The organism is Clostridium beijerinckii (assembly GCF_008705175.1).
Classification (GTDB): domain Bacteria; phylum Bacillota; class Clostridia; order Clostridiales; family Clostridiaceae; genus Clostridium; species Clostridium beijerinckii.
This window is the reverse complement of record NZ_CP043998.1, coordinates 5,659,173-5,682,164: the sequence shown is the minus strand read 5'-3', so window position 1 is coordinate 5,682,164 and position 22,992 is coordinate 5,659,173. Positions and strand designations below refer to the sequence as shown.

Annotated in this window: 19 protein-coding genes; all 19 read left to right on the top strand. The window is 30.9% G+C overall.

Annotation, left to right across the window (positions count from 1 at the left end; all coding sequences use genetic code 11):
- Positions 1-29: 29 nt before the first annotated feature.
- The 19 genes from acpS to murB all read left to right on the top strand — a co-directional run bounded on the left by acpS (position 30) and on the right by murB (position 22,944).
- A complete protein-coding gene (gene acpS, locus F3K33_RS25015; RefSeq protein WP_012061026.1) occupies positions 30-401 on the top strand; it encodes a holo-ACP synthase in 372 nt (123 codons plus the stop codon).
- Positions 401-1,909, top strand: coding sequence for a bifunctional ADP-dependent NAD(P)H-hydrate dehydratase/NAD(P)H-hydrate epimerase (locus tag F3K33_RS25010; RefSeq protein ID WP_039773078.1), 1,509 nt, complete (start codon positions 401-403; stop codon positions 1,907-1,909). The genes acpS and F3K33_RS25010 overlap by 1 nt, the downstream gene beginning before the upstream one ends.
- A 65-nt stretch (positions 1,910-1,974) precedes the next feature.
- Entirely contained in the window at positions 1,975-2,607 is a 633-nt protein-coding gene (locus F3K33_RS25005) for a germination lipoprotein GerS-related protein (protein WP_023975322.1), read from the top strand.
- Between the two features lie 226 nt (positions 2,608-2,833).
- On the top strand, positions 2,834-3,091 hold the full coding sequence (locus F3K33_RS25000; protein WP_012061023.1) for a hypothetical protein: 258 nt from the start codon (positions 2,834-2,836) through the stop codon (positions 3,089-3,091).
- Between the two features lie 9 nt (positions 3,092-3,100).
- Positions 3,101-3,454, top strand: a complete 354-nt coding sequence (locus F3K33_RS24995; RefSeq protein WP_009172938.1) for a type II toxin-antitoxin system PemK/MazF family toxin — start codon at positions 3,101-3,103, stop codon at positions 3,452-3,454.
- 227 nt (positions 3,455-3,681) lie between these two features.
- Complete coding sequence (locus tag F3K33_RS24990) at positions 3,682-4,503, top strand: transketolase (RefSeq protein ID WP_012061022.1); 822 nt, start codon at positions 3,682-3,684, stop codon at positions 4,501-4,503.
- The gene (locus F3K33_RS24985) at positions 4,503-5,447 is read left to right on the top strand and encodes a transketolase family protein (protein WP_012061021.1); all 945 of its coding nucleotides are present in this window, start codon (positions 4,503-4,505) and stop codon (positions 5,445-5,447) included. Before F3K33_RS24990 ends, F3K33_RS24985 begins: the two co-directional genes overlap by 1 nt.
- 162 nt (positions 5,448-5,609) lie before the next feature.
- Positions 5,610-6,464 (top strand): YitT family protein, encoded by an 855-nt coding sequence (locus tag F3K33_RS24980; protein ID WP_012061020.1) that lies wholly within the window; start codon positions 5,610-5,612, stop codon positions 6,462-6,464.
- A 126-nt stretch (positions 6,465-6,590) separates the two neighbouring features.
- Entirely contained in the window at positions 6,591-7,277 is a 687-nt protein-coding gene (gene ftsE, locus F3K33_RS24975; RefSeq protein WP_012061019.1) for a cell division ATP-binding protein FtsE, read from the top strand.
- Positions 7,267-8,157: a permease-like cell division protein FtsX gene (gene ftsX, locus F3K33_RS24970; protein ID WP_012061018.1), complete on the top strand. Its 891-nt coding sequence runs from the start codon at positions 7,267-7,269 to the stop codon at positions 8,155-8,157. Before ftsE ends, ftsX begins: the two co-directional genes overlap by 11 nt.
- Positions 8,158-8,318: 161 nt before the next feature.
- Positions 8,319-9,581, top strand: coding sequence for a S41 family peptidase (locus tag F3K33_RS24965; RefSeq protein WP_012061017.1), 1,263 nt, complete (start codon positions 8,319-8,321; stop codon positions 9,579-9,581).
- Positions 9,582-9,592: 11 nt separating this feature from the next.
- Positions 9,593-10,951: a hypothetical protein gene (locus tag F3K33_RS24960; protein ID WP_039773072.1), complete on the top strand. Its 1,359-nt coding sequence runs from the start codon at positions 9,593-9,595 to the stop codon at positions 10,949-10,951.
- Positions 10,952-11,227: 276 nt separating this feature from the next.
- Positions 11,228-13,201: an excinuclease ABC subunit UvrB gene (uvrB, locus tag F3K33_RS24955; RefSeq protein ID WP_017212231.1), complete on the top strand. Its 1,974-nt coding sequence runs from the start codon at positions 11,228-11,230 to the stop codon at positions 13,199-13,201.
- 76 nt (positions 13,202-13,277) lie between these two features.
- Positions 13,278-16,103: an excinuclease ABC subunit UvrA gene (uvrA, locus tag F3K33_RS24950; protein ID WP_039773070.1), complete on the top strand. Its 2,826-nt coding sequence runs from the start codon at positions 13,278-13,280 to the stop codon at positions 16,101-16,103.
- Between the two features lie 390 nt (positions 16,104-16,493).
- Positions 16,494-16,937: an FHA domain-containing protein gene (locus F3K33_RS24945; protein WP_012061013.1), complete on the top strand. Its 444-nt coding sequence runs from the start codon at positions 16,494-16,496 to the stop codon at positions 16,935-16,937.
- Positions 16,938-17,089: 152 nt separating this feature from the next.
- Entirely contained in the window at positions 17,090-18,310 is a 1,221-nt protein-coding gene (locus F3K33_RS24940; protein ID WP_012061012.1) for an FtsW/RodA/SpoVE family cell cycle protein, read from the top strand.
- A 3-nt stretch (positions 18,311-18,313) separates the two neighbouring features.
- Positions 18,314-19,783, top strand: coding sequence for a peptidoglycan D,D-transpeptidase FtsI family protein (locus F3K33_RS24935; protein WP_012061011.1), 1,470 nt, complete (start codon positions 18,314-18,316; stop codon positions 19,781-19,783).
- A gap of 143 nt (positions 19,784-19,926) precedes the next feature.
- On the top strand, positions 19,927-21,792 hold the full coding sequence (uvrC, locus tag F3K33_RS24930; RefSeq protein WP_017212229.1) for an excinuclease ABC subunit UvrC: 1,866 nt from the start codon (positions 19,927-19,929) through the stop codon (positions 21,790-21,792).
- A 237-nt stretch (positions 21,793-22,029) separates the two neighbouring features.
- The gene (gene murB / locus F3K33_RS24925; RefSeq protein ID WP_012061009.1) at positions 22,030-22,944 is read left to right on the top strand and encodes a UDP-N-acetylmuramate dehydrogenase; all 915 of its coding nucleotides are present in this window, start codon (positions 22,030-22,032) and stop codon (positions 22,942-22,944) included.
- Positions 22,945-22,992: the final 48 nt, after the last annotated feature.

Genomic DNA, 22,992 nt, shown 5'->3' with positions numbered 1-22,992 from the left:
TAAGAGATTACTAAGAAAGGCGATAAATCATGATTATTGGAATTGGAACAGATATAATAGAGATAAGTAGAATAGAGCGTGCGATACAAAGAACAAATACTTTTATTGAAAGATCATTTACTTGTAATGAGATTGCATATTTCAAATTAAAAGGATTTAAGGGGAATGTAGTAGCAGGAAATTTTGCTGCTAAGGAAGCGATTAGTAAAGCAATAGGAACTGGATTTAGAGGATTTGGATTAAAAGATATTGAAATATTGAGAAATGAGTTGGGAAAGCCAATAGTGAATTTAAGTGATAAAATATATAACCTATTGGAGATAAAAGAATTTAATATGCATGTTAGTATTTCACATAGTAATGAAAATGCTATAGCTTATGCAGTTATGGAGGCAATATAATGTTAGAAATTTTTTCGGCTAAACAATGTAGAGAAATTGATAGAGAATGCATTGATTATATTGGAATTCCTAGTATCGTATTGATGGAAAATGCTGCGATAAGTTTATTTGGGGAGATTTCAGATAAAAGTGAATCGTTTTTAATATTATGTGGAAAAGGTAATAATGGGGGGGACGCCCTTGCATTAGCTAGACATTTGATATTAGAGGGGAAAAAGGTAAGGGTTTATATTCTAAGTAAAGACGAAAATTACAGTCAAGATTTTAAAATTAACTTTGGGATATTAGAAAAAATAATTGAAAAGAGTGACATATTATTTATAAAGTCAGAGAACGATATAGATGAAAACGTAATACGTGATATTAAAGACTATGACCTATTAATAGATGGGATTTTTGGTGTCGGCCTTAACAAAGATTTAGTGGGAATGTTTAAAAGTATTATAGAATGTATAAATTTATATGCAAAATTTGTGGTGGCGATTGATACGCCATCGGGTTTAGACTGTGACTTAGGTATTGAGAGAGGAATCGCGGTTCATGCTAATATAACTTATACATTTGAGTTCATCAAACAGGGCTTTTTAGATTATAAAGCTATTGATTGTGTCGGAAAAATTAAAATATTAAAAATAGGTATTCCAGAGTATATAAAAAAGAAAAACTCTAATAATTTTTATATGCTAGAAAAAAAGGAATATAATAAGATGCTTTTAAAAAGGCAGGTTTATGGTCATAAGGGAGATTACGGTAGAGCAGTAGTTGTAGCTGGAAGAATCGGATTTACTGGAGCCGCCTTTATAACTACGGAATGTACGGTTAGAGCGGGTGCGGGATTGACTACACTAGCATGCAGCAGTGAGGTGCAAAAGATACTATCAAGCAGATTAACAGAAGCTATGACATTAGACTATGAAGATAATGATAACTTTATAGAACTTATAAAAAGAGCAAGTTCTATTGCCTTTGGTCCTGGAATTGGGGTTGGAGAAAGAGAAAAAAGCTTGTTGGAAAAGATAATAAGTAACAGTAAATGTCCTATTGTGATTGATGCGGACGGGATATCTATTATAGGGGAAAATAAGTACTTGCTAAATAATTTAAAGGGTAGGGCAATTATTACTCCACATCCAGGTGAAATGGCACGGTTTCTAGGAATGAGTATTGAAGATGTGGAGGCTAATAGAGTCAGCATAGCAAAATCAGTTGCTATGCAGTATGGAATAATTGTTTTATTAAAAGGGTATAATACCGTGATTTCGAACGGAAAAGAAGTTTATATAAATCCTACTGGCAACAGTAAGATGGCATCAGGAGGCATGGGAGATGCATTGACCGGAATAGTAAATGCATTTCTGTCACAAGGAGCTAGCATAAATCAGGCTGCTCTTTTAAGTGCATATATTCATGGGAATATAGCTGATAAATTAAGCAAACAAGTTTACATAGTAAATGCAAGAGATATTATAACCGAATTACCTAAAGAAATTAACAGTATTATTGATTAATTAAGAATAAAGTCACTAAGATTTTCATAAATAGTAATATGTAGTAATAAATCTTAGGAGGCCTTATGGATTTTAGAAAAGTATTGTTCAATAAAAAAATAATTATAGGTATTTTGGTGCTTATTCCAATACTTATGATTTTGTTAGTTATTTTATGTAGAGACGTAATTACCCCTTCAAATGAAGATATAATTAGTGAACTGAAAGACACAAAGTATTATAGTAGTAAAGTTGATTATCTGTTTAAGAATTCTAAGTCTGAATTCGAGGAAAATACAATGCAATACTATAGTTTTGATAAGGGGTCAAGAATAGAATTCGGAAATGACTATAACAGAGTTAAGGTTTATAACGGTTCAGAGATAAAAGTTGAGGGTGACGAAGATAAAGCGGGATATACACTTGATAAGGATATAGACGTAATTTATCCTTTGGCATTCATAGAAAATATACTATCTAATAAGCAAGCTGATGAAATAAAAGAGGTTAAAGCAGATTGGGGACCAGGAGTATATTTACAAATAGATATAGAATTTAACAGCAAGAATAAGCATTTAAATAAAGCTGAATTCTATGTAGATAAGGATAAGAAGGTTCCAGTATTATTAAAGATTTTAGATGATGATAATAAAGAGAGAGTAATAGTAAAGTATAGTGATTTTAAAAAAGAAAAAACATTAAGTGATGATTTATTTTGATTTGAATAAATTTATTAATTAGAAATCAAGCCAACATTAATATTAAAAAACGATATACTAAATCTAAATATAAATTAAAGTACATATTAGAAATTTTGTAGAGAAAACATTTAATAAGAATTATCTAGAGAATGGTAAAGAAGTAATACAAATCCTTTGACAAATTGACATAATTTGCAATATAATCATAGTTATAAGAACTTTTTACTGCTATGGAGGCGAAAAGATGTCAATAATTAATCTAAATAACATGAAAAATAAAAAAATAGTTAACTCAGGGAATAATAAAATTAAAAAAAATAGTGGAATTATGGAGAAATCGTTAATACAATATATTAACGAGGGATTTTCAGCTGATTTTGAAAAACTAATGAAAAATGGTTATCAAGAAATGGCTGAAATAAACTTGGAATATTCTAAATTAGGTTTTGAATATATGTTAGATGATGTTAATGAGTATGAGGCATGGATTTGCGGAGTGTGATTATTTAGAATGGCAAACATTGTGGTAAAAAGAGGGGAAATTTTCTATGCGGATTTAAGTCCAGTTATAGGATCCGAACAGGGTGGGATAAGACCTGTTATTATAATACAAAATGATATTGGAAATAGATATAGTCCTACTGTTATTGTAGCTGCAATAACATCTCAAATAAATAAGGCTAAGCTTCCTATTCATGTTGAAATTTCATCAGAAGAGTATGGATTAAATAGAGATTCTGTTGTCTTATTGGAACAGATAAGAACATTAGATAAGAGAAGACTTAAAGAAAAAATTGGACATATGACTGAAGCAGACATGAAAAAGGTTGATAAAGCATTAGCGGTTAGCTTGAATTTAAGCTAAAGAGAAAACAAAAGGGTTTTATATCTATTAATATTAGGAGTGGTATAGATGATTTTTTTATTTGTACTACTCTTTTTGTGCGTGAGAATACTCTATATTATATGAATATGCTTAAAAGTATATCACATTAATGAATGAGGTATACAAAATATATTTTGTATGCTAGAATAAATATGTTAAAATAAAACATAATATAAATGAGTAAATTAATAATAGGGGGTTGTATAATGAATAATGAATACAAACTTGAAGAAATCTCAAAGTTAATGAGAAAAGATATAGTTTCTATGCTTACAGAATCATCATCAGGTCATCCAGGAGGTTCTTTGTCAATAGCTGATATTATGTCTGTATTATTCTTTAAAGAAATGAACATAGATGTATCTAACGCAAAAGATCCAAATAGAGACAGATTTGTTTTATCAAAAGGCCATGCGGCACCAGCGTTATATAGTGCTTTAGCTAGAAAGGGATATTTTGAAGTAGAAGAGTTAAAGAGCCTAAGAAAAACAGGTTCAAGATTACAAGGACATCCTAATATGAATGATTTACCAGGAATTGATATGTCTACGGGCTCGCTAGGGCAAGGAATTTCTGCGGCAGTTGGAATGGCATTAGCAGGAAAGCTTGATAAGAAGGATTATAGAGTATACGCAATTTTAGGAGACGGAGAGCTTGAAGAAGGCCAAGTTTGGGAAGCATCAATGTCTGCAGCTCATTACAAATTAGATAATTTAACTGCATTTATAGATAATAATGGACTACAAATAGATGGAAACATAGAAGATGTTATGAATCCTGGTCCTATAGATAAAAAATTTGAAGCTTTTGGATGGAACGTTTTGACTATAAATGGTCATGATTATGATGAAATCATAAATGCTATCGCAAAAGCAAAGGAAGTTAAAGGAAAACCAACTGCAATTATATGCAACACAGTAAAAGGTAAGGGTGTTTCATTTATGGAAAATCAAGCAGGATGGCATGGAACTGCTCCAAATAAAGAACAATGTGAGCAAGCATTAAAGGAAATTGGAGGGGAAAACTAATGGGAAATAAAGTAGCAACTAGAGAAGCTTATGGTAAAGCGTTAGTAAAACTTTCAAATTTAAATAAAGATGTTGTAGTACTAGATGCTGATTTATCAAAATCAACTAAAACAGCTGATTTTAAAGCTGTTTCACCAGAAAGATTTATAAATATGGGAATAGCAGAATCAAACATGATGGGAGTTGCAGCAGGGCTTTCAACTTGTGGGAAAATTCCGTTTGCTAGTACTTTCGCAATGTTTGCAGCGGGAAGAGCTTTTGAACAGATAAGAAATTCTATATGTTATCCAAAGTTGAATGTTAAAATTTGTGCAACCCATGCAGGATTAACAGTTGGAGAAGATGGAGCGACTCATCAATCTATCGAAGATATATCTCTAATGAGAAGTATTCCCAATATGACTGTAATTAATCCGGCAGATGATATAGAAACTGAAGCAGCAATATTAGCCATAGCAGAATACAATGGACCTTGCTATGTTAGATTAGGAAGGTTAGCTGTTAGTACTGTAAATAACATAGATAATTATAAGTTTGAAATTGGAAAAGGTGTGACATTAGCACAAGGTAACGATGTTACTATAGTTGCAACAGGACTAATGGTTGAATTAGCGTTAGAAGCTAAAAAAGAGTTGGCTAAAGATGGAATTGATGCTAGAATAATAAATATACATACAATAAAACCAATTGATAAAGAACTATTAGCTACTGCAGCGAGAGAAACAGGAGCAATAGTTACAGCAGAAGAACATAGTATAATTGGTGGTTTAGGTTCAGCAGTCGCTGAAGTTTTAACAGAAGAATGTCCAGTACCAGTATTAAAAGTTGGGATAAAAGATACTTTTGGTGAAAGTGGTAAGCCAAACGAACTATTAAAAGCGTATGGATTAACAGTAGAAGCCATAGTAGAGCATAGTAAGAAAGCTATTTCATTAAAGAAATAATCAACCCAGAATAATAGAATATAACATACCGAAAATGCAAGATACAAAGCTTATGAAATAGCTGAGGATCTTGCATTTTCTATTTTTGAATAATCAAAAATAAACAAGGAAAACTATGAGAGAAATTCTAATATAAATAAAAATTAAAAGGGGAAGATGACAATGAAAAAATCAAAATTTAGAGAATATTTAATAATAACATTTGGGATAATTCTGGTTGCGCTTTCTATTGAGTACTTTTACGCTCCAAACAATATTGCAGCAGGTGGAGTAACAGGAATAGCAATAATTATTAATGCGGTCATACCATCTTTTTCAATAGGTGTAGTGAGCTTTATTTTAAATGGATTGTTATTTATAGTTGCACTTATATTCATTGATGGAAAATTTGGTGTGAAGACGATTTATGCTAGTTTAGGATTATCAGTTATAATATGGGCAATTGAGAGGTTCTTAAAGCCAGTGGCAATCACAAATGACTTAATGATGGCAACTATTTTTGGAACATTAATTTCAGCATTCGGAATGGCTATCATATTTAATGAAAATGCATCAACAGGAGGAACAGATATATTAGCAAAAATGTTAAATATATTTTTTCATTTAGATATAGGAAAATCTTTATTGGTAGTAGATTTTGTAATAACCTTAGCAAGTGCGTTTGTATTTGGAGTGGATGTTGCGTTGTATTCTATGCTAAGTATAATACTACTTGGTTTAATAGTTGATAGAGTTATAGAAGGATTTAATGCTTGTAAAAGTATATTTATTATTAGTAAAAGTAATTATGAGATAAGTAGATATATAATAGATACATTAGATAGAGGCTGTACATTTATAAATGGAGTAGGGGCATTCACAGAGAAGGAAACTAATATACTTTATGCCGTTTTAAGTAGGAATCAATTCATAAAATTGAAGAAGTTTATAAAAGATGTAGATCCTGATGCATTTATAACAGTGGGGGAAGTTCATGAAGTATTAGGTGAAGGATTTAATGATATAAAACAACATTAATTACCAACAAATGGCTCCAAATTTAATAAAATTGTATAACATTAGAAAGTATTCTTATGTTATAATTAATTTTGTAGGTTTTGCAATTAATTTGCGGAATATACAATAAAGAAGGAGTGTTTGAGTATGATCGAGTTTAGAGGAGTATCTAAAATTTACAATAATAATGTAAAAGCCTTGTCAGATATTAATGTTGAGATAGAAGCAGGAGAATTTGTATTTTTAGTAGGCCCAAGTGGATCTGGGAAATCTACTTTTATAAAAATGCTTTTGAAGGAAATTGAACCAACCAACGGAAAAATATTAATAGGAGATAAAGATTTATCATCTATTACTAGGCAGCAAATACCTTATTACAGAAGAAAGATAGGAATGGTATTCCAAGATTTTAGATTGATACCAACTCTTAACGTATATGAAAATGTTGCATTTGCTATGAGAGTAGTAGAAGCATCTCAAAAAGATATAAGAAGAAGAGTTCCAATGGTATTATCGTTAGTTGGATTATCTCATAAATATAAAATGTTTCCTAATGAATTATCGGGAGGAGAACAGCAGAGAGTTTCTTTAGCACGGGCACTAGTTAATAATCCATCTGTTTTGATTGCTGATGAACCTACTGGTAACTTAGATCCAGATACAGCTAGAGAAATAATGTCATTACTTGAGGATATAAACAAGTCTGGAACTACAGTTCTTATGGCTACACACGCAAAGGAAATTGTTGACTATATGAAAAAAAGAGTTATAGCTATTGAAAAAGGAGAAATCGTTAGAGACGAGAAAAGAGGTAAGTACGAAGATGAAAATTAATACTATTGCACATTTTATTAAGGATGCATTTACAAGCTTAAAAAGAAATAAGACTATTAGTATTGCTTCAGTAATTACTGTTCTTATAACTTTCTTTGTTTTGGGAATATTCGTATTAGTTGCTAATAATATAAACAAAGGAATAAATACTGTTCAGAATAAAGTAGAACTAAAGATATTTCTTAAGGATGATATAAAACTTATTGACCAAAGGGAGATAGAAATAAAATTACGAGAAATTGAAGGCGTTAAAGATGTAATTTACCAATCAAAAGAAGAAGAGTATAAGAATTTTCAAAGTACTACGAATGAAAATGAAGGATTACTAAAAGGATATACATTGCAAAATAATCCTTTTTCAGCATCATTTACAGTAAAATTAGAATCTCCAGAATATGCGTCAGCCGTAAGTGAAGGAATAAAAGACTTCGAAGGTGTTGAGACTATAGGTGATCAACAAGAATTAGTAGACAAGATTGTAGGGATAGTAAATGGTGTAAAAGTAGTTGGTTTTGGGTTATTTATAATATTAGTAGGTGTTTCAATATTCTTAATAATGAATACTACAAAACTAACTGTATATTCAAGAAGAAGAGAAGTTGGAATTATGAAATTTGTAGGGGCTACTGATTGGTTCATTAGATGGCCATTTGTAATAGAGGGAATGGTAATAGGGTTTATTGGAGCAACATTAGCATGTGGAGCTTTATTTGCAGCATATAATGGACTAGTTAGGTGGATTGCTTCGCAATTGGTATTTGTAAGCCTTGTACCAGCAACGTTTATATTCTCAACTCTATTATGGCAATTTATGCTTGGTGGTATTATAGTTGGTGGAATTGCTAGTATAATTTCATTAAGGAAATTTTTAGTGGTATAATTTTTGCAAATAAGTGTAAATATAATAAAAATAGGAATAAAGAAAAATAGTATTTTATACTATGAAATCTTGAGAAAAACTTTACAATATAATCCACTTTAATCTATAAAGATATATATTGGGATTATATGTATGATGCATATGAAAGGGAGTCTTTATAGGTGAAGGAATCAAGAAAATACATATTTGCAAATAGAAGGCAAAATAGAAAAATAATTTTAATACCAACAGTAATCTTTATAGTATTTCTTATATGTGTATCCTTTTTAGGAGGAAATTATATTGCTACTAAAGGGATATTTCTAGTAAGAACATCGCCAGAAGTCAAGAGTACAGCTTCTCAGATAAATGATAAGAGTAAATATTCAGCACTTTTTACAGTTAGAGATAAATTAATTGAAAAGTTTGATGGTGAAATTGATGACAATGCTCTTTTAGAAGGAGCGATCAAGGGAATGACTAATTCCTTAAATGATCAATATACTGTATTTATGAATCAAAGCGAATTTGATGATTTAATGAAACAAAGTAGTGGAAGTATGACAGGAATAGGTGTTACTGTAACGTTAAAAGATAAACAGGTAACAATTTTAGATACTGTTAAAGGAGCACCTGCTGATAGGGCTGGACTACAGGAAAATGATATAATAGAGAAGATAAATGATATCGATGTGTCTGGTGACGATTTAAAAAAAGCAACGTCTATGATTGCAGAGGCAAATAATTCAGAGTTAAAACTGACTATTAAGAGAGCAGATACTAATGAATTTGATGTTAATGTAACACCTGAAAAAGTAAAGATTGAATCAGTAAAAGGGAATATGCTAGATTCTTCAATAGGGTATATTCGTATAAAAACTTTCATGAATGAAAATACGGCAGAAGATTTCAAAAACACAATTGATGAATTGAAATCTCAAGGGATGAAAGGCTTGATAGTAGATCTGAGAGAAAATCCTGGTGGGCTATTAACAGAAGCAGTAGGCGTTGCATCACAGTTTATTCCGAAAGGAAAGATAATAACTTACACAATTGATAAATATGAAAACAGAAATGATTCATTATCAATTGGTGGAGATGCTGAAGGCATGCCATTGGTTTTACTAGTTAATGAAAATAGCGCTAGTGCATCAGAAGTTGTTACAGGTGCTTTAAGAGATTATGGCGCAGCAACAATTGTTGGAAAAACTACTTTTGGGAAAGGTATAGTTCAGCAAACAGTTAAATTTGATGATAATATTGGTGGACTTAAAGTAACTATTTCTAAATATTATACTCCAAATGGAGAGAATATTCATAAAAAAGGGATAGCCCCAGATTTTGATGTTACAACACCTGTTGGTATTGATGAAAAGAGCTATGATAAAAATGCTGATGAGCAGCTAAAGACAGCGGTTGAAAAAATAGGAGAAAAGATTAAATAGGGAGGGATTAAATGGGTTTATTTATATATACGCTACGGAGCGTATCAGGTGCTATAGTAACCCCTCCATTAGTATTCTTATTAATACTCTTAATAATGGTACTACATTCAAAGAACAAAAAAGTAGTAACTATGCAAAAAATAATTTTAGGAGGTAGTGTAAATTCATCTATTGAACTTACACTATCTCAACTTGTTTTAGGAATTATAGGTGGAATTATAGGAAGCATAATACTTACAAGTTTAGGTGTAGTTTTTAGTGAAAATTCTGGAATATCGTATTTGTTTGTTATATCAATATTATTAATGCTTATAAGACCAAGGTTAATATGCTTTTCTTATTCGGGAGCAATTCTAGGTGGTATAGTAATTATAATTAAATTGATTAATATATTCATTCCTTATAGTTTAGGAGTTTTTGATCTAAATATATTTTATTTAGCAATTCTTATAGGAGTATTCCATGTTATTGAAGGGATATTAGTAATTGTCGATGGAGATAGAGGAGCTGTACCTGTATTTACAAATAGAGATAATAAAATTTTAGGTGGATATGCATTAAAAAGATATTGGGCATTGCCAATAGCAATAATTATTGCTATGAATGGGAATAATTCGATGTTGAGTTATATGACAGAATCTATATCTAATCCAGATTGGTGGCCATTAATTAAACTACCATATGGACTCGCATTAATAGCTGGAAGTATTATTTCTATAGTTCCTTTTTATATGGTATTAGGTTATTCATCAATTACATTTACAAAAAGTAAAAGAGAAAAAGCTATATCTTCAGGAGTACACATACTAGCTTATGGAATTCTTCTGACAATTTCGGCTCAGATTGCTAGGTTTGGAATTATTGGTGAAGTATTTGTTGTGATTTTTATGCCAGCAGCTCATGAGTTAATGCTTAAGCTTCAGGCAGATCGAGAGAAAAAGCAAGTGGCTAAATTTGTTAGCGATGAAGAAGGTCTGGTAGTTTTAGAAATGTCAGCAGATTCTAGGATGCGGGAATTTGGAGTTGATATTCAAAGTAAAATTTTATCAGTGAATGGTAAAAAGATTAATTCCGAAGCGGAAGTGTATTCTATTTTAAAGAAAAACTTATATAATGCAGTTTTAAAGATAAAGGATTCTCATGGAATGGTAAAAGATATTCAATTTAGGCATAATAAAAATACTAGGCTTGGAATTTTAGTAGTACCTAGAAATGTAAGCAAGGAAGATATTGTGCCAGTCGATGGAGGAAATTTTAAAAATGTTCTGAATTCATTAAAGGGGTCTGAAAATAAAGTTGAATATAAAATAGAAAAAGAGAATGATGGAAAACATGATAAGGATGTTAAGAATAAAGATAATAAAATGTAATTAGAAGGTGGCTTGGCCACTTTTTTCTTTAGCTAATAATAATATTTTTATTTGAGCGATATTTAAAATGAATTTTATCTTTTTTAATAAATAATTTTAATTACAACTGATTTAAATAAAGTAAACATCTAATAATTATAATATTTTAGATATATGGAGAGTATTAAAGGCATGAGTAAGCATTTAAAATAAATAGGATAATTTATTGACTTAATACTTAAGGAAAAGTAAAATAGACATATAATACGAATGTCTGTTCGGATCGGAGGTAATATAATGGGAGAATTTAAAATACAATCGAGATTTAAACCTACGGGGGATCAACCACAAGCAATCGATAAATTAGTCAATTCCATAAAAAGCAATAATAGAGCTCAAACTTTGCTTGGAGTAACAGGCTCAGGAAAAACATTTACTATGGCAAATGTTATAGAAAAATTACAAAGACCTACTATAATATTAGCTCATAATAAAACTTTAGCAGCGCAATTATGTTCGGAATTTAAGGAGTTCTTTCCTGATAATATAGTAGAATACTTTGTATCTTATTATGACTATTATCAACCAGAAGCATATGTGCCTCAAACAGATACCTTTATAGAAAAAGATGCATCAATTAATGATGAAATAGATAAATTAAGGCATTCAGCTACTTCAGCTCTTTTTGAAAGAAGGGATGTAATAATTGTCGCATCTGTTTCCTGCATATACGGTCTAGGTAATCCAGATGAATATAAAAAGTTGACTATAAGTCTTAGAACTGGAATGGAGAAAGAGAGAGATGAGGTTATAAAGAAACTCATAGAAATTCAATATGAAAGAAATGATATAGATTTTTCAAGAGGAACTTTTAGAGTTAGAGGAGATTCTTTAGATATAATTCCCGCTTCGTATTCAAATAAAGGGATTAGAATTGAATTTTTTGGGGATGAAATTGATAGAATAAGAGAATTTGATGTATTAACAGGAAGTATCCTAGGAGAAAGAAATCATGTAGCCATAACTCCAGCATCCCACTTTGCAACATCTAGAGAGACTGTTGATAAAGCAATTGGCATAATTGAAGGAGAATTAGAGGAGAGGCTTAGAGAGCTTAATGCTCAGGATAAACTTTTAGAAGCTCAAAGATTAAGGCAAAGAACTAACTTTGATATTGAGATGATAAAAGAAATGGGATATTGTAGTGGGATTGAGAATTATTCTAGAATATTAGATGGTAGAGCTTCAGGAACACCGCCTAAAACATTAATAGATTATTTTCCGGAAGATTTTCTTATGTTTATAGATGAGAGCCACGTAACATTACCTCAGGTTAGAGCAATGTATGCAGGAGATAGATCGAGAAAAAATACATTGGTAGACTATGGGTTTAGATTACCTTGTGCATATGATAATAGACCGCTAAAATTTGAGGAATTTGAAAAGAAAATTAATCAAGTAGTGTTTGTAAGTGCTACTCCATCGGCTTATGAAATAGATAATTCTGAAGAAATCGCTGAACAAATCATAAGACCTACAGGATTGTTAGATCCAGAAATCATTATAAGACCTATTAAAGGACAAATTGATGATTTATATGGAGAGATTAATAAAACGATAGAGTGTGGATTTAGAATATTAATAACTACATTAACCAAGCGTATGGCAGAAGATTTAACTAAATATTTAATAGAACTTGGTGTTAAAACAACTTATATGCATTCAGATATTGATACAATAGAAAGAATGAAAATAATAAGAGATTTGAGGCTTGGCGAGTATGATGTACTTGTAGGAATAAATCTTTTAAGAGAAGGATTAGATATACCGGAGGTAGCTTTAGTTGCAATTTTAGACGCCGATAAAGAAGGATTTTTAAGATCAGAAACATCATTAATACAAACAATAGGAAGAGCGGCTAGAAATTCAGAAAGCAAGGTTATAATGTATGCTGACAATATAACAAAGTCTATGGATAAAGCAATGAAGGAAACGGAAAGAAGAAGAGCTATACAAAAAGATTATAATGAAAGACATGGAATGGTACCAACAACAATAATTAAAGATGTAAGAGATATTATAGAAGCAACAAAGGTTTCAGAAGAAGTCGAAGAATATAAAGCTGCGGATAAGAAAAAACTTACTAAGAAAGAAAAAGATAAGTTAATTAAAGATCTTACAGAAGAAATGCTTTTAGCGGCAAAAAATCTTCAATTCGAAAGAGCAGCTGAGCTTAGAGATATTATTAATGAAATTAAAGATGGAAAGTAATGGGTAATAATCAATATATGATATATTGCATAAAACTATAAATTATGTATTGTCCATTAAGTAGGAGGTTAGTTTAATGAACGATAAGATAGTAATAAAAGGTGCGAAAGTTAATAATTTAAAGAATGTAAGTTTAGAAATACCGAGAGATAAATTAGTTGTACTTACAGGATTATCAGGCTCAGGTAAGTCATCATTGGCATTTGATACATTATATGCTGAAGGGCAAAGAAGATATGTGGAATCTTTATCTTCTTATGCACGGCAATTTTTAGGACAAATGGATAAACCGAATGTAGAATATATAGAAGGATTATCACCGGCAATATCAATAGATCAAAAGACTACAAGTAAAAATCCAAGATCAACAGTTGGAACAATAACTGAAATATATGATTATTTGAGATTATTATATGCAAGAGTAGGAATTCCTCACTGTCCAAAGTGCGGTAAAGAAATTACTAAACAATCTGTTGATCAGATTGTTGATAAAATTATGGGTTATGGAGATAGATCTAAACTTCAAGTATTATCACCTGTAGTTAAAGGGAGAAAAGGAACTCATGAAAAGATATTAGAACATATAAAGAAGAGCGGCTTTGTTAGAGCAAGGATTGATGGGGAAATTTATGACTTAACTGAAGAGGAAGTAAAGTTAGATAAAAATAAAAAGCATAATATTGAAGCTGTTATTGATAGAATTGTTATAAAGGAAGGGATTGAAGGTAGACTTACAGAATCTGTAGAAGCGTCTTTAAAGATGGGCGAAGGATTAGTCATAATTAGCGTTATTGGAGGAGAAGAAACTTTATTTAGCGAAAATTTTGCTTGCCCAGATTGTGGAATAAGTATTGATGAGCTATCGCCTAGATTATTTTCATTTAATGCTCCATATGGAAAGTGCGATCATTGTGATGGGCTTGGAAGTCTTATGGAGATAGACGAAAAGCTTGTTATACCTAATAGAGAGCTAAGTGTTATGGAAGGAGCTATAGCAAGCTGGGGAAGTGGAAGACTAAAAGAAGATTCTTGGACATATGCAATACTTCAAGCTCTAACTAAAGAGTATGGATTAGATTTAAGCAAGCCTATAAAAGATTTGGATAAAGAACATGTTGATTTATTGTTGTATGGAACAGGTGGAAAAAAACTTAAAATTGAATATGTGAAAGATGGAGTTAAAGCTATTTATAGTTATGCATTTGAGGGGGAAATTAATGCATTAAGCAGAAGGTATAGAGAGAGTAATTCAGATCTTATAAAGGGTGAAATAGAGCAATACATGAGCAATGATTCATGCCCAAAATGTAAAGGCGCTAGATTGAAAAAAGAAGTGCTAGCAGTTACTGTTGGTGGAAAAAATATATATGAATTTACAAGTATGTCAATAAAAGAAGAACTTGAGTTTATAAATGGAGTGGAATTTTCAGAAAAAAATAAACTTATAAGTGAGCAGATTATAAAAGAAATTAAAAATAGATTGCAGTTTTTGCTAGATGTTGGTTTAGATTACTTAAGTTTATCAAGAAATTCTGGAACCTTATCAGGTGGGGAATCACAAAGAATAAGGCTTGCAACACAAATTGGTTCAGCACTTATGGGAGTTCTATATATATTAGATGAACCAAGTATTGGATTGCATCAAAGGGATAATGATAGGCTAATACATACTTTGAAAAATCTAAGAGATGTTGGAAATACAGTAGTAGTTGTAGAACACGATGAAGATACTATGAAGGAAGCAGATTATATTGTTGATATTGGACCGGGTGCAGGAGAGCACGGAGGAGAAGTAGTTGTTGCTGGAACACTTGATGAAGTTAAGGCATGTGAAAAATCAATAACAGGTCAATATTTAACTGGAAGAAAATCAATTCAAATTCCGGCAGCGAGAAGGAAAGGTAATGGACAAAAAATAAAAATTGTAGGCGCTAAAGAAAATAATTTAAAAAATATAAATGTTTCAATTCCTCTTGGTACTTTAACTATGGTCACAGGAGTTTCTGGGTCCGGAAAAAGTACTCTGGTAAATGAAATACTTTATAAAGGGTTAAATAGATTAGTAAATAAGAGCAAAAATCCAGTAGGAAACCATAAAGAAATAGTTGGTTATGAAAATATTGATAAAATAATAGATATAAATCAAAGTCCGATTGGAAGAACACCTCGTTCTAATCCGGCAACTTATACAGGCACATTTGATATAATTAGAGAGTTATTTTCACAAACTACGGAAGCTAAAATGAGGGGTTATAAGCAAGGTAGATTTAGTTTTAATGTTAAAGGTGGAAGATGTGAAGCTTGTTCTGGAGATGGAATAATAAAAATAGAAATGCAATTTCTATCGGATGTTTATGTTCCATGTGAGGTGTGTAAAGGAAAGAGGTATAATAGAGAAACTTTAGAAGTAAAGTATAAAGGGAAAAATATAGATGATGTATTAAAAATGACAGTTGAAGAAGCGTTGAAGTTCTTTGAAAATATACCTAGAATTGAGAATAAGTTGAGGACATTAAATGATGTAGGACTTGGATATATTAGATTAGGTCAGCCTTCAACTCAATTATCAGGAGGAGAAGCTCAAAGAATTAAGTTAGCATATGAATTATCAAAGAGAAGCACAGGAAAAACTCTATATATATTGGATGAGCCAACAACAGGATTACACGTAGATGATGTTAGTAGATTAATAGAAATACTTCAAAGTTTAGTTGCAACAGGAAATACTGTAGTAGTAATTGAGCATAATTTAGATATGATAAAATGTGCAGATTATTTGATTGATTTAGGTCCAGAAGGCGGAGATAAGGGTGGAACCATTATAAAATGTGGAACTCCAGAAGAATTATGTAAGGTTCAAGAATCTTATACAGGTAAATATTTGAAAGATGTGCTTAAATAAAACTTATGAATATTAATGAATAGGTACTCATATTTAGAACTATATAATATTAAAACCTATAATTGGTAGTTATAATGCTCAATTGGCAATATATATATATATAATATAAAATTAAAAATAATAAAGTTTTTATGAAGAAATTATATTGAAAATTGACAATTGGGGCATTATAGGACAGAATATGATAAGTAGATATTAAAATAATATAGATGATATAATAATATATATTAATTAAGTGGCACTTTTGCATGCCATACTTACTTTTTTATTGTATAATCATTAATGAGGTAAATGTAAGTTATAACTTATAAATTTCTGAAAGTTATTTTACATATATAAAAGTTATTTTACATATATAATGGATACAGGAATGAATATTGAGGTGAAAATATGAGTTTTTCGAGAATAATTGCTGGTTTTTTTGGAATTGTTTTTATTATTATACTGTATGTAATAATATACTATGCGCTAAAGATAATGTATAGGGATGTTAAAAACGGAGGGAAGAAAAGAAGGCCTACTGCAGCAAAAGGAAGTTATGGCTTAGAAATTATAGATTCTGGAAGTAGCAAAGATTTAAAAGATGGATCTATTATTCCTATCAGATCGGATTTGACAATAGGAAGAAAAGATGATAATTCTATTGTATTATGTGATCAACATGTTTCTGGAAGTCATGCAAGAATTATCATAAGGAATAGTAGCTTATTTATAGAAGATTTAAATAGCACAAATGGTACCTACTTAAACAAGAATAAGATAAGTGGCAAAGCAAAACTGTCTAATAAAGATGAGATAAGAATTGGTACGGCAATTTTTAAGATTTTAATTTAAAATATTCGAATAAAGAGAATATTAAAAGAATTTTTTATTGAAAAAATTAGGCTCAGCGGGGAAGTATTGTAAAGCTATATTTTCCGCTGGGCTTTACAAAAGTATTTTAGAAATCTAAATATCAAAGGAATAGCACGGTGGGGTGATATGGATTGAAGATAAAAAGAGATGAAATAAAGCTATTACTGTTAACTTATTTGTTATGTATAGCGCTTTTTACAAATTTAGCAATATTGAAAGATGACATGGATAAAGGCGCTATATACATGGGGTTGATAGTATGTGGCTTAATAACTGCTACCCAAATATTAATACGGAAGTTTTATCCCCATGGGGATAAATTTTTGATTACATTTGCATGTATATTGTCAGTAATAGGTATAGCTGTACTATATAGATTGGATACTGATATTGCTATTAAACAGTTAATGTATTTTGCAGCTGGAATAGTTGTATTTATTGCTCTAGTAGTGATAATTCCAGATATAAGAGATTTTGTTAAGTACAAGAAGGTATATCTGATAGCAACTCTGCTTATAATGCCTCTAGCATTGTTCGCGCATCAAGAAGTTTATGGTGCAACTAACTGGATTAGAATTGGTGGATTTAGTATTCAACCATCGGAATTTGGTAAGATAACATTTGCCATATACTTAGCGGCAGCTTTACATGATTATGAAGACAAAAATAATATAATAGAAGATTTCAAACAACTTTGGCAACCTGCACTGGTTGTTGTATACTCATTAGGATGTTTAGTTGGGCAAAAGGATTTAGGATCTGCGTTAATATTTTTTGGTATTTCATTAACAATGTTGTATGTTGCAACTGGAAAGAAAAAGTATGTGGTAATAACATTTATATTATTTGTGTTGGGATCTATTTTTGCATATAAACTGTTTCCGCACGTACAGCAAAGAGTATTAATATGGAGGGATCCGTGGAAGTATAAAGATACTACGGGATATCAGATAGTTCAAGGATTATATTCGATTTCTTCTGGTGGAATGTTTGGAAGTGGACTTGGCCAAGGATACCCAGGATTTATGCCAGTAAATACATCAGACTTAATTTTTGCAGTAATTTGTGAGGAATTGGGAATGGTATTTGGACTTGGAATTATGATAATATATTTCTTGTTTTTCTATAGAGGAATGAGGGCTTCATTTAGAATCAAAGATAGATTTTCACAACTTAATGCCATAGGCCTCAGTGCTATGATAGCATGTCAGGTTCTAGTTATAATAGGAGGAGTGTTTGCAGTAATACCTTTGACAGGGATTACATTGCCTCTTATTAGTGCTGGAGGTTCCTCAATAATAACTATGTTTTTTGCACTAGCAATACTTCAAAAGATATCGGAGGAGGGCTAAAAATTGAAAAATGTTTCTAATAGTATAAAACAGGTAATGGTAGTTTTTTTATTTTGCTTTGTAGCTCTTATCTCGTATATTGCATATTTTCAAGTTTTTTCGGCTCCTACTATAGCTGAAAGTGAAGGTAATCAAAGGCTTTGGGCAAGAAGAAATGAAGTTTTGAGGGGAACCATATATGATAGAAATAAAAATCCGCTTACAACAAGTGCAAGGGTAGATGCGCTAACACAAAAAAGAACTTATGTTAACGGAGATTTATATGTTCACGCACTAGGATATGTAGATCCAAGATATGGATTGACAGGATTAGAGGCAAATTATGATAGTGAGTTAACCACATACAACAAGCTTACTAACAATATTTTAAATCTAACTAAAGATTTTAGCATAGATAAGTTAAAATCAATGTTTAAGAATAGAAAAGAAGATGAGGTCAAAGTTGGGAATGGTGTTATAACTACATTAGATCCAACACTTCAAAAAATAGCATATGATGCACTTGGAAGTAATAAGGGTGCAGTGGTAGCCTTAAATCCAAAAACAGGAGAAGTATTAGCTATGGTTTCTAAGCCAACGTACAATCCAAATGATTTGGAAGGCTCAATGAAAGCTTCTAATGAAGATAGTCCGTTTATAAATAGAGCAGTATCAGGAAAATACCCGCCAGGATCAACATTTAAAACAGTAACTCTTAGCAGCGCATTAGAAAATATGCCTGGGGTTACAAATAGAACTTTTAATGATACAGGTAAAATAGTATTTAACGATAAACAGTCATTGAGCAATGATAATGGAGAAGTTAATGGTGAAATAGATTTAAAGGATGCCTATAGATTATCAAGTAATTTTGTATTTGGTACATTGGCAATGGAGCTAGGAAATGATAAGTTAAAAGCTACTGCGGAGAAGTTTGGTTTTAATAATACAGTAGAATCTGATGGATTTAAAATAGATCAGAGTCAATTTCCAAAGTTATCTAAAGCGGAAATTGGTAGCATAGCTCAATCTGGAATTGGCCAAAGTAGTATTTTAGCTACGCCTATGGAGATGGCTTTGGTTGCAAGTACAGTGGCTGATGATGGTAAGATGATGGAGCCAAGACTCGTTAGCCAAGTGGTGGATAAGGACGGTAATGTAGTTAAGACAGTGGAACCAAAGGTGAATAAACAAGTTATAAGTTCAGCTAATGCTGCAATTATAAAAGACTATATGAAAAATTTAGTTGATTCAAGAATCGACTCTACTTGGAGTTATTTTCAAGGAACTGATGCAGCAGGTAAGACTGGTACAGCTGATTATAATCTTGCTAATGGAGAAAGCGCTAAACCTCATTCATGGTTTATTGGGCTTGCACCAGCGAGCAATCCTAAGATTGCAGTTGCTGTAATAGTTGAAAATGGAGGATACGGAGCGAGTGCGGCAGCACCGATAGCAGGAAAATTAATTAGGCAAGCGGTTATTGGAAATTAAAATTAAATATGGTAGATAAAAAGTGAATAGTTATTGGAGAACCGTTGAAATTTCTTAAAAGTACTGAATTGGAAATAATAAAAGGATTTTCCTTATAAACTCTTCACTTTTTTGTATTTGAATTTAAAGGAAGGAGTGTTGGAATGTTTGATTTTAAAGCCCAATTAAAAATTCTACCAAATGAACCAGGGGTTTATTTAATGAAAAACTCACTTGGAGAGATTATCTATGTGGGAAAAGCAAAAATATTGAAAAATAGAGTGCGCCAATACTTTCAAAATTCTAAAAATCATTCGGAAAAAGTAAAGGCAATGGTTAAAAATATTGCTGAGTTTGAATACATAGTGACAGATTCTGAAATGGAAGCTCTAATATTAGAATGCAATCTAATAAAAAAGTATAGCCCTAAATATAATATTTCACTAAAGGATGATAAATTTTATCCATTCATAAAAGTGACTACTAATGAGGATTTTCCTAGAGTTTTTATAACAAGAAATTATGCCAAGGATGGAAATAAGTATTTTGGGCCTTATCCAAATGCAGGAGATGTACATGAAACAATAAATTTGATTAGAAAAATTTTTCCATTAAGAACTTGTAAAAAATCTATTATAGAAGGCGAAAAGCCGACAAGAGCATGTTTAAATTATCATATAAAAAAATGTAATGCACCCTGTGAAGGGCGTATTTCTAAAACTGAATACAAAAAAATGATAGATGAAATAATGGAAGTTTTAAGTGGGAAGGATAGGAGCCTTCTAAATAAGTTAAAAGAAGAAATGCAAAGTGCATCAGGAAATTTAGAATTTGAGAAAGCTGCATCATTAAGAGATAAAATGATTGCTATAGAAAATATAGCAGAAAAACAAAAGGTGTTTAAATCTCAAGAGAATGATGAAGATTTTATTAATATCTATAAAGATGAGAAAGATTGCTGTATTCAAGTATTCTTTTTAAGGGATGGAAAAATAACTGGAAGAGAACATTTTATGATTGAAAATAGTTCCCATGAGGAAGATACAACAATAATTTCACAATTTATAATTTCATTTTATGGAGGAACACCAAAAGTTCCAAAGAATATATACATTCCGGAAAGTGATGAAATTGAAGCTTTGGAAGAATTTTTAAGTATAAAGCGTGGCTCAAGGGTCTTCGTTAAGGTGCCAATAAAAGGCGAGAAAAAAGAAATGTTGGAGCTAGTTAAAAATAATGCGAAAGTCACTTTAGATCAATTTAAGGATAAGATTTTGAGAGATAAAGAGATTAATATGATTTCGCTAAAGGAAATTCAAGAATTATTAGAACTTGATAGTATACCACTTAGAATTGAAGCTTACGATATATCCAACATACAAGGGGTAGATTCCGTTGGGTCAATGATTGTATTTGAGAATGGTAAAGCTAAGAATAGCGATTATAGAAGATTTCGTATAAAAACTGTAAAAAGTGCTAATGATTATGATAGTATGAGAGAAATTTTAGACCGAAGATTCACTCATGGATTAAAAGAGATCGAAGAGATTCAAAATAAAGAAATTAAATTTTCTAGTGGAAAGTTTTCGAATTTTCCAGATTTAATTATGATGGATGGTGGAAAAGGTCAGGTTAATATAGCTCTTGAAGTATTAGAGAAATTAGGAATAGATATACCTGTATGTGGATTGGTTAAAGATGATTATCATGCAACTAGAGGGATTATTTATAATAATAATGAATTAATAATAAATAGAAATTCTAATTTGATGCAAATGATAAGAAGAATTCAGGATGAAGTTCATAGATTCGCAATAACTTACCACAGAAGTTTAAGAGATAAGAGAACGCTTCATTCAATATTAGATGATATACCTAATATTGGGCAGAAGAGAAGAATGTCTCTTTTAATGAAATTTGGAAGTATCGATAATATTAAAAAAGCTACATTAGACGAACTTCTTGAGACAGAATCAATTGATACGAAAGCAGCTAATAGTGTATTAGAGTATTTTAGAAATACAAAATAAAAGAAATCAGGTTGGGGTATCTCAACCTAATTTTTAGCCTTAGATTATTGTACCAATGATGTATAATTAAAATACATTATGTTATTTTTTGAATATATATTAAAAACATGAACAAAATAAATAAATTATGCTATAATAGTACGGAATAAAAATTTACTTGTCTTAGATTAATATTTAAATTATTCTATATCATGTAAACAAAAAGCAGATTAATATAAATGTTTGAGGAGTTTTGGCATGAAGCACTATGGAGAATATAAGAATTTGTTCAGCAAATTATACGAAGAGTCACAAATTCAATTAGATGCGAAAATGAGTGAACATATATACTTTAAAGTTGGAGGACCAGTAGACATACTTTTAACTCCAAACAGTATACAACAGGTAAAAGAAACTATTACTATTTGTAAAGAAAATAATATACCATTTTATGTAATAGGAAATGGGTCTAATATCTTAGTTAAAGATGGTGGTATTAGAGGTGTTGTTATAAAGTTATGCGAGCTCAATAAAATAGAATGTATAGGTAACAAGATTATTGCAGAATGTGGAGCATTACTTAAAGACGTTTCGAAGGCAGCTACAGAAGGATCACTAGCAGGATTTCAATTTGCTTGTGGTATTCCGGGTAGCGTAGGTGGAGCTGTATTCATGAATGCAGGAGCTTATGACGGAGAAATTTCATTTGTTATTGAAAGTGCAGAAGTACTTGATGACAATCAAGAAATTAGAATAATTCCTAAATCAGAGTTGAATTTAGGATATAGGCAGTCTGTAGTTATGCAAAAGGGATATATAGTATTACGCGCAACTTTTAATTTAGTTAATGGCGATAAAGAAAAGATTCAAGCTAGAGTTGATGAATTAACTAAAAGAAGAGAAGAAAGACAGCCGTTAGAGTATCCTTCAGCAGGTAGTACATTTAAAAGACCAGAAGGCTATTTCGCAGGAAAATTAATTGAGGATGCAGGATTAAAGGGATTTGCTATCGGCGGAGCGTGTGTTTCGGAGAAGCATGCTGGATTTGTTATTAATTGTAAGAACGGAACAGCTAAGGATGTATTAGATGTAATATATCATGTTAGGGATGAAGTGAAAAAACAATTTGGAGTAGATTTATATCCTGAAGTTAGAATTTGGGGTGAAGATTAAGCATTTTAGTGACTATATTAGTTTTGAAAATATAAATAAAAATAGAAG